The organism is Frankia sp. CeD (genome assembly GCF_000732115.1).
In the GTDB taxonomy this organism is placed as follows: Bacteria; Actinomycetota; Actinomycetes; order Frankiales; family Frankiaceae; genus Frankia; species Frankia casuarinae.
The window spans coordinates 57,386-64,871 of the sequence record NZ_JPGU01000015.1 but is presented as its reverse complement, the minus strand read 5'-3'; the positions used below and the strand labels follow the sequence as shown (position 1 = coordinate 64,871).

Sequence of the window (7,486 nt, the reverse complement as noted above, 5' to 3'; positions counted from 1 at the left end):
CNNCCCCGCCGGCCCCGACGGTGACCGTGCCCGACCTCCCGAACACCACTGCGACCGCGACCGCCCCGACCGCGGCCGCCCCGACCGCGACCGCCCCGAACGGAGTGCCGAACTGCGTTCCGGTGACGCCACAGCACGCGCCGGCGGCCGGCACCGCGACGATCGGCGGGNCCGGCACCNCCGTCGGCCGGGCCACCTCCTCGGTCAGCGACTTCGAAGCCAGGGTCACCCTCAACAGCGTCTGCTCCACCACCGGCAAGGTGACCCAGTACGGCGACGCGCCCACCCAGGGGGCCTACTACGTCATTAACGTGACGGTCGAGGTGAGCCGCGGGTCGACGTCCGCCTCGCCGTCCGACTTCTACATCCAGACCTCCGACGGCACCCGGTACGACGGCAGCTACGAAAACGTCGCGCCACGGCTGTCGGTGTCGACTCTCAAGGCCGGGCAACGGGTCCGGGGCAACATCGTCATCGATGCGCCGCCCGGGCACGCCATCCTGAACTGGGAACCGCTGTTCGCCGTCGATCCGCCGAAGTTCCAGCTCTGNCCGCCGCGTNCCCCTACGAACCGCTGAAACCGCCAGAACCCCTGAAACCGCCAGAACCGCGCCAGACCGGTACCCGGCTCAGCCGAGGGCGGCGCGGATCCGCTCGGCCACGGCATCGAGCTCGGCCGAGTCGGGGTTGTGGTCGGCGAGCCTGAAGTCGATCTGCGTCTCGTCCTCGATCGGCAGGAGATGCACGTGGACGTGCGGGACCTCCAGCCCGGCGACGAGCGCGGCCNCCCGCCGAGGTCGGAAGGCCGCGTCGATGGCGCGGCCCACCGTCGCCGCGGCGCTCCACAGCGCGGTCTGGAGGTCATCGGGTAGATCGATCCAGTGGTCGATCTCGGTGCGGGGAACAACCAGGGTGTGTCCCGGCCGGATCGGCGCGATCGTCAGGAACGCCACCACATGCTCGTCGGAGTAGACGATGCGACCGGGAAGCTCGCCGTTGATGATCCGGGTGAAGACGCTCGGCATGGGTGCGACCCTATCGACCGGGTCGTCCGGCACGTGACGACAGCACCCGATGGCCGATGGCCGTTCACCCGGCCGTCGAGCTGTCACGTTTTCCGCTGGGCGCGCCGGGAGTCCGGCCCCGCGGGAGTCCGGCCCGCCGGGGTGTCAGACGAAGGGGCGCGCAAATCCCGCTGGCCCAACCGTCATCACCCGGAACTCATTACCCTCCGGATCCTTGAGAACGTATCCGCTCTCCCCGTCGTCGTCGTACCGGGATACCCGGCGGGCACCGAGGGTCGACAACCAGCCGATCACACGCTCCGCGTCGACGGCGTAGAGATCCAGATGAAGCCGGTTACGGCCGGCATTGCGCTTCGCCCCGGGCCTGAGAAGGAGCTTGGGTCCCGCGCCGGCCGGGTGACGCAGGATCGCCCCGTCGTCACGCCGGCTCACCTCGTATCCCAATGCGGCGGACCAGAAGCGCACCATCACGTCAACGTTCAAACAGTCGACCGCGACCCGCGCCACTCGAATGCCGTTCGTCTCGAACCATGCCACCTGGGCATGATTCCGCATTCGACGCACGCAGGCCTGCCGAGTGGGCCGCACGCTTGAGCGCACGCCCCGACAGAAGCACCAGACTGCCCCGACGGGACCATGAACGGGACAACCGCGGAGAATTTCGTGGCCAATACCGGCCCGTGGCACACCCGGCACCCTACGGAGCAGGTAGCGTTAGTCGTTTTCCACCGGCCCGCGACCCGGAACCTCCATGACCCGGAACCTCCATGACGACGTGCGGCGAGGCGGACCTGCTTTCGCATCCGGGTCCGCGGACGATCCCGGGCGCAAAACTGTCGGGGGTGGGACCTACCGTGACGCCGTGCGCCCAGATCCCGCCCCGGACCGTCCCCGGCCGCCCCGACAGGGCAGGCTGGATGATCTCGGTCGTCCGTTGGCGGACGTGACCTTCGTCGTGTTCGACCTGGAGACGACGGGCACCTCCCCGGGACGCGACGAGATCACCGAGATCGGCGCGGTCCGGGTCCGCGGCGGCCGGATCCTCGCCGAGATGGCCACCCTGGTCCGGCCGGGCGTCGGCATCCCTCCGATGGTCTCGGTGCTCACCGGCATCACCGACGTGATGGTGGCGACGGCGCCGCCGGTCACGCAGGTGCTGCCTACCTTCCTGGAGTTCGCCCGCGGCGCCGTTCTCGTCGCCCACAATGCCCCGTTCGACCTCGGCTTCCTGCGCGCCGCCGTCGAGCTCTGCGGCTATCCGGTACCCGTCTGGGAGTATCTGGACACGTTGCGTATCGCCCGGCGGGTGGTCACGAGAGACGAGAGCCCCGACTGCCGGCTCACGTCGCTGGCCTCGCTGTTCCGCAGCCCGGTCGAGCCCCGCCACCGGGCGCTGGCGGACGCCCGGGCCACCGTCGACGTGCTGCACGGGCTGTTCGAACGGCTCGGCAACGCGGGCGTGACCACCCTGGAGGACCTGCACGACTACAGCTCCCGGGTGTCGCCGGCCCAGCGACGCAAACGGCATCTGGCCGACGGCCTGCCGACGGGCCCGGGTGTCTACATCTTCCGGGACGCCGACGAACGAGCCCTGTATGTCGGCACCTCGCGTTCGGTGCGCTCCCGGGTCCGTACCTACTTCACCGCCAGCGAGCCCCGGACGCGGATGGCGGCGATGGTGGCGCTGGCCGAGCGGGTTGACGCGATCGGATGCGCGCACGCCCTGGAGGCCGAGGTCCGGGAACTGCGGCTGATCGCCGAGTACAAGCCGCCGTACAACCGCCGATCCCGCTTCCCGGAGCGCTCCGTGTATCTCAAGCTCACCGACGAGCCATTCCCACGGCTTTCACGGGTGCGCGCCGCCCGTGACGACGCGACCTATCTCGGGCCGTTCGGCAGCGTCCGCGCCGCCGACGCCGCCGCCGAGGCGCTGCTGGCCGCGGTGCCGCTGCGCCAGTGCTCCGGGCGCCTGTCCCCGCGCGTGCGCCGGTCCGCCTGTACCCTCGCCGACCTCGGCAGATGCGGAGCGCCGTGCGACGGCCGGGAGGACGTGGCGAGCTACGGCCGGCACGTCGCCGCCGCCCGGGCCGCCATCACCGGCGATCCGGGCCGGGTCATCGCCGCCTCGACGCGGCGGATCGACCGGCTGGCCGCCGAGCGGCGCTACGAGGAGGCCGCCGTCCAGCGGGACCGGATGATCGCGTTCGTCCGCGCAGCCGCACGTGCCCAGCGGCTGTCGGCCCTCACCGGGGTCGCCGAGCTCGTCGCCGCGGCCCCGACCGCCGAGGCCGGCTGGGATCTGGCCGTAGTGCGTCACGGTCGGCTGGTGTCGGCGGCGAGCGTGCCGCCCGGTGTCGATCCGCGGCCCTGGGTCGACGCCGCGGTCGCCAGCGCCGAGACGGTGCGGCCGCGGCCCGGTCCGGCCCCGTGCGCCTCCGTCGAGGAGACCGAACGCATCGCCCGTTGGCTCGGTGGGCCTGGGGTGCGGCTCGTGCGGCTGGNGGGNGAGTGGAGCTGGCCGGCCGCGGGCGCCATCCGCGCCGCAGCCGGATTCGGTGCGGCCCCCGGCCGGTCGGTACGTGCGTATGACGGTGACGGATGGTTCCCGTCGGCCTGACGTGACGTGCTCCGTCAGGCCNGGCGGCTACTGCCGGCCGCCGCCGGGTGGCTGCTTCTCCTCGACGAAGAACCCGGTCACGGCCTTGCCTGCGCGGCGCGCAAGCCCCTTGCCGTGACCGTCGCCATGCCCGTTGGCCGCCGGCAGCTCGAACCGGTCCGTCGGGACGAGCGGATGGTCGGGGACGGGAGTCGGCTTCGGGCGGTGGTCCTCCACGAACTCCCCGCTGGGAAGCTGGCGGATGATCCCGGTCTCGATGCCGTGATGCTCGATCTCGGCGTCCTTCTGGTTGAGCGCGATGCAGATCTTCTTCGTCACCGCATAGGCGATCGGTGGCACGACGATGAGCCCGATGCGGCCGGCCCAGGTCATCGCGTTCAGCGAGATGCTGAAGGTCTTGGCGATGATGTCGTTACCACCGGAGATCATCAGCACCAGGTAGAAGCTGATCGCCATCGCGCCGATCGCGGTCCTGGTCGGCGCCTCCCGTGGCCGCTGCAGCAGGTTGTGCGGCTTCGTGTCCCCGGTGAACCTGGCTTCCAGCGCGGGATAGAGCGCCGCCAGCGTGAACAGGATGCCCGGCAGGACGGCAGTCGGCCAGAACACCGCGGGGATGGTGTGCCCGAGCCCGCGGAACTCCCAGGGCGGCATGAGCCGGGTCGAGCCGTCGAGGAAGCCGATGTACCAGTCCGGCTGGGAGGCCGAGCTGACCTTCGACGGGTCGTACGGGCCGAACATCCAGATCGGGTTGATCTGGGCGAGACCGCCGAGCAGCGCGAGCATCGCGAAGACCAGCATGAAGAACCCGCCGGACTTCACCGCGAACACGGGGAAGACCCGGTGGCCGACGACGTTGTCCTCGGTCTTGCCCGGCCCGGGGAAGTCCGTGTGCTTCTGGTGCCACAGGATGCCCATATGCGCGCCGATCAGGGCGAGCAGGACACCCGGCACCAGCAGGATGTGCGTCACGTAGAGCCTGGGCAGGAAGTTGACGCCCGGGAACTCCCCGTTGAACACGAGGAACGACGCCCACGTCCCGATGATCGGGATGGACTGGGCGATCGAGGCCGCGATCCGCAGACCGGTGCCGGAGAGCAGGTCGTCCGGGAGCGAGTAGCCGGCGAAGCCCTCGAGCATTGACAGGGCGACCAGACCGATGCCGATCAGCCAGTTGGTCTCACGGGGCTTGCGGAACGCGCCGGTGAAGAACACCCGGAACATGTGCACGATCATCGACGCGACAAAGACCAGCGCGGCCCAGTGGTGGATCTGGCGGAACACCAGACCGGCCCGGGTGTCGAAGCTGATGTCCAGCGTCGAGGCGTAGGCCCGGCTCATCTCCACGCCCTTGAGCGGGACGTAGGAACCGTTGTAGATGACCTCGGTGTTCGACGGGTCGAAGAACAGAGTCAGGTAGATGCCCGTCAGCAGCAGCACGACGAAGCTGTAGAGGGCGATCTCCCCGATCATGAACGACCAGTGGTCGGGGAAGACCTTGTTCAGGTTGCGCCGCAGAAAGGCCTGGTTGCCGAACCGTTCGTCGAGCTCACGGTTGGCCTTCCGGATCGGGCCCGGCCGCTTGACGAACTCGGGGGCGGATGCGGTGGTCATGAGCGCTCCCAGAAGGCGGCACCGACGGGCTCGTGGTAGTCACCGTCACGGGCGTAGAGGAACCCGTCCTTGTCCGCGGCGATGGCAAGCTGTGGCAGGGACCGGCTGGCCGGCCCGAAAATCGCCCGACAGCCGTCCCGCACGTCGAAGACGGACTGGTGGCAGGGGCAGAGCAGATGATGGGTCTGCTGTTCGTACAGGCTGACCGGGCAGCCGGCGTGCGTGCAGATCTTGGAGTAGGCGACGTGGCCGTCGACGCCCCAGTCCTCCCGGCCCTTGCGGGGGCGGTCGACCCCCGGTGGCAGCCGGATGAGCAGCGTCGTGCTGTCGGCCTTGGTCTGGACATCGGTCTTCGGCTGGTACGCAACGGTGCCGTCGGACTCGGTCACCGGAACGGCCGGGAACACCGTCTCGATGCCGCCGATGGCGACGTCGCCGAGCTTGACGTAACGGCCGTCCTCCGTGACGAGGCGGGCACCCTTCACCCAGCTCGTGTGGTCGAGCTTCTTGCCCGGCTTGGTGTTCGTCAGGTTCAGCAGCGGCACCACGATCAGCCCGCCGAGCACGGTGCCCGCCCCGAGCAGGGTGCGGCGCAGCAACGGGTAGCGCGCGAGGCCGGTGTCGGCGAACCCGGCCGCGATCTCCTCCTCGGTGACGGCGATCTCCTCCTTGGAGGAGGCGAACGCGTGGCGCTCCTGCACGGCCTGCTCGTGCGGCATCAGCCGCTTGGCCCACAGGATCAGGCCGATGCCGAGCCCACCGACGGCGAGGCCCAGCGCGGCCCCGAGGGAGGGGGTGTAGTACGCCTTGTACTTGTCACCGACGAAGTTGGTGACAACGAACCCGACGGTGCCGATCACCGAGATCAGGAACCAGCCGGCAATCAGCCGCTCCGCCCGCCGCTCGGCCCGGCGGTCCACGTCCTGCGCGCGCGGCGGACGGACGGTCACCCCACCGGCGGCCCGCTCCCCGTAGGTCGGCTGGATGACCCCCGCCTGCGGGCGAACGGCCGTGGTCGCGGGCTCACGGGTCGAATCGGTCTGGTGGGGCGGCGTGCCCAAGGCCTCCGGGCCGTCCGACGTCCCGGCCGGGACGTCCGGGCCGCCGGCGGACACCCCGGATCCCCCGGCGGGCTGGCCGGAGGTGTCCACCGGGTGTTTCGCCCTTCTGAAGATGCTGCTCATCGAGTCCTGGTCAGATTCGTCGGCCGGTTCGCCCTGGTAGCCCGGGTAGTGCATGCGCCGGTCCGTCGGAACGGACGGCTGGTCCGCACCGGAATCCGCCGGCCCCGGCGTGCCCCGGCCCGTCTGGTCACTCATACCTTCTGCCTCGCTCCGATCCACAGGCACACACCCAGCAGGGCACCGACGCCCACCAGCCAGGCCAGCAGTCCCTCGGGCACCGGACCGTAGTTACCGAGGCTGTACCCACCGGCGCTCGGCGCTTCCTTCATGTGCTTGATGTAGGCCGCGATCGCGGTCGCGTCCTCCTCGTNGAGCTGGCGCGGGCCGAACACCGGCATCGACTCCGGCCCGGTCCGCATGGCCTCGACGACCTGCACCGGGGTGGCCTCGCTCAGCGAGGGGGCGAACTTGCCGTAGGTCAGCGGCGCGCCCTGCCCGACGGCCTGATGGCACTGCGCGCAGTTGGCCCGATACAACTCGCCGCCGTGCGACAGGTCGGCGTCGTTGAGCGCCGCGTCCGTGACCTTCGGCACCTCCTCGCCGCCGCCAAGGCTCTGGATGTACGCGGCGAGCTGGTCGATCTGGGTCGCCGAGTAGATCGGGGGCTTGCGGTCGGCCTGCGCGGCGGGGGCGGCCAGCGGCATCCGGCCGGTCGACACCTGGAAGTCCACCGCGGCGGCGCCGACGCCGATGAGGCTGGGCCCGGTGTTCGTGCCCTGCGCTCCCAGCCCGTGGCAGGTCGAGCAGCCCTGCAGGTACAGCGCCCGGCCCTGCCGGACCGCCTCGTTGGCGTCCGGGGTCTGCGCGGCGTTGCCGCCCGGCGCCAGCACCGTCCACAGCACCCCCGTGGCCAGCAGGCCGAGGACCATGACCAGCGCGGAGGACCTCCGGCGGCGGCGCGCGGACGAACGGCGTCCGCGCGAGAACCGCTTCGTGGCGGCGACCGACACCGAGGATCGCGACGCCGCAGTGCCCGACGCCGGGGTGCCCGACGGTGGGATGCCCGACGGCGTGTCCGAGGATGACGAGGTGCCCGAGGATGCAGTCAT

General features: G+C 70.8%; 6 protein-coding genes and 1 pseudogene (1 of these 7 only partly in view). 2 read left to right on the top strand and 5 right to left on the bottom strand.

Annotated features, from left to right (window positions below; translation table 11 throughout):
- Positions 1-578: pseudogene (locus tag CED_RS10920) on the top strand (DUF4352 domain-containing protein) (it extends 703 nt beyond the left edge of the window).
- A gap of 51 nt (positions 579-629) precedes the next feature.
- On the opposite strand, the gene CED_RS10915 reads toward CED_RS10920, so the two are convergent.
- Both CED_RS10915 and CED_RS10910 read right to left on the bottom strand, forming a co-directional pair.
- Complete coding sequence (locus tag CED_RS10915) at positions 630-1,025, bottom strand: HIT family protein (protein WP_035731779.1); 396 nt, start codon at positions 1,023-1,025, stop codon at positions 630-632.
- 144 nt (positions 1,026-1,169) lie between these two features.
- Positions 1,170-1,580, bottom strand: a complete 411-nt coding sequence (locus CED_RS10910; RefSeq protein WP_011437488.1) for a VOC family protein — start codon at positions 1,578-1,580, stop codon at positions 1,170-1,172.
- 307 nt (positions 1,581-1,887) lie between these two features.
- On the opposite strand from CED_RS10910, the gene CED_RS10905 reads away from it, so the two are divergent.
- A complete protein-coding gene (locus CED_RS10905) occupies positions 1,888-3,642 on the top strand; it encodes a DEDD exonuclease domain-containing protein (protein ID WP_035910333.1) in 1,755 nt (584 codons plus the stop codon).
- A 27-nt stretch (positions 3,643-3,669) separates the two neighbouring features.
- On the opposite strand, the gene CED_RS10900 is transcribed toward CED_RS10905, so the two are convergent.
- From CED_RS10900 to CED_RS10890, 3 genes are read right to left on the bottom strand one after another with little or no spacing between them, the layout of a single operon-like run.
- Positions 3,670-5,253 (bottom strand): ubiquinol-cytochrome c reductase cytochrome b subunit, encoded by a 1,584-nt coding sequence (locus CED_RS10900; protein ID WP_011437490.1) that lies wholly within the window; start codon positions 5,251-5,253, stop codon positions 3,670-3,672.
- Positions 5,250-6,572, bottom strand: coding sequence for a Rieske 2Fe-2S domain-containing protein (locus CED_RS10895; RefSeq protein WP_011437491.1), 1,323 nt, complete (start codon positions 6,570-6,572; stop codon positions 5,250-5,252). The genes CED_RS10900 and CED_RS10895 overlap by 4 nt, the downstream gene beginning before the upstream one ends.
- Positions 6,569-7,486: a c-type cytochrome gene (locus CED_RS10890; protein ID WP_035910331.1), complete on the bottom strand. Its 918-nt coding sequence runs from the start codon at positions 7,484-7,486 to the stop codon at positions 6,569-6,571. The genes CED_RS10895 and CED_RS10890 overlap by 4 nt, the downstream gene beginning before the upstream one ends.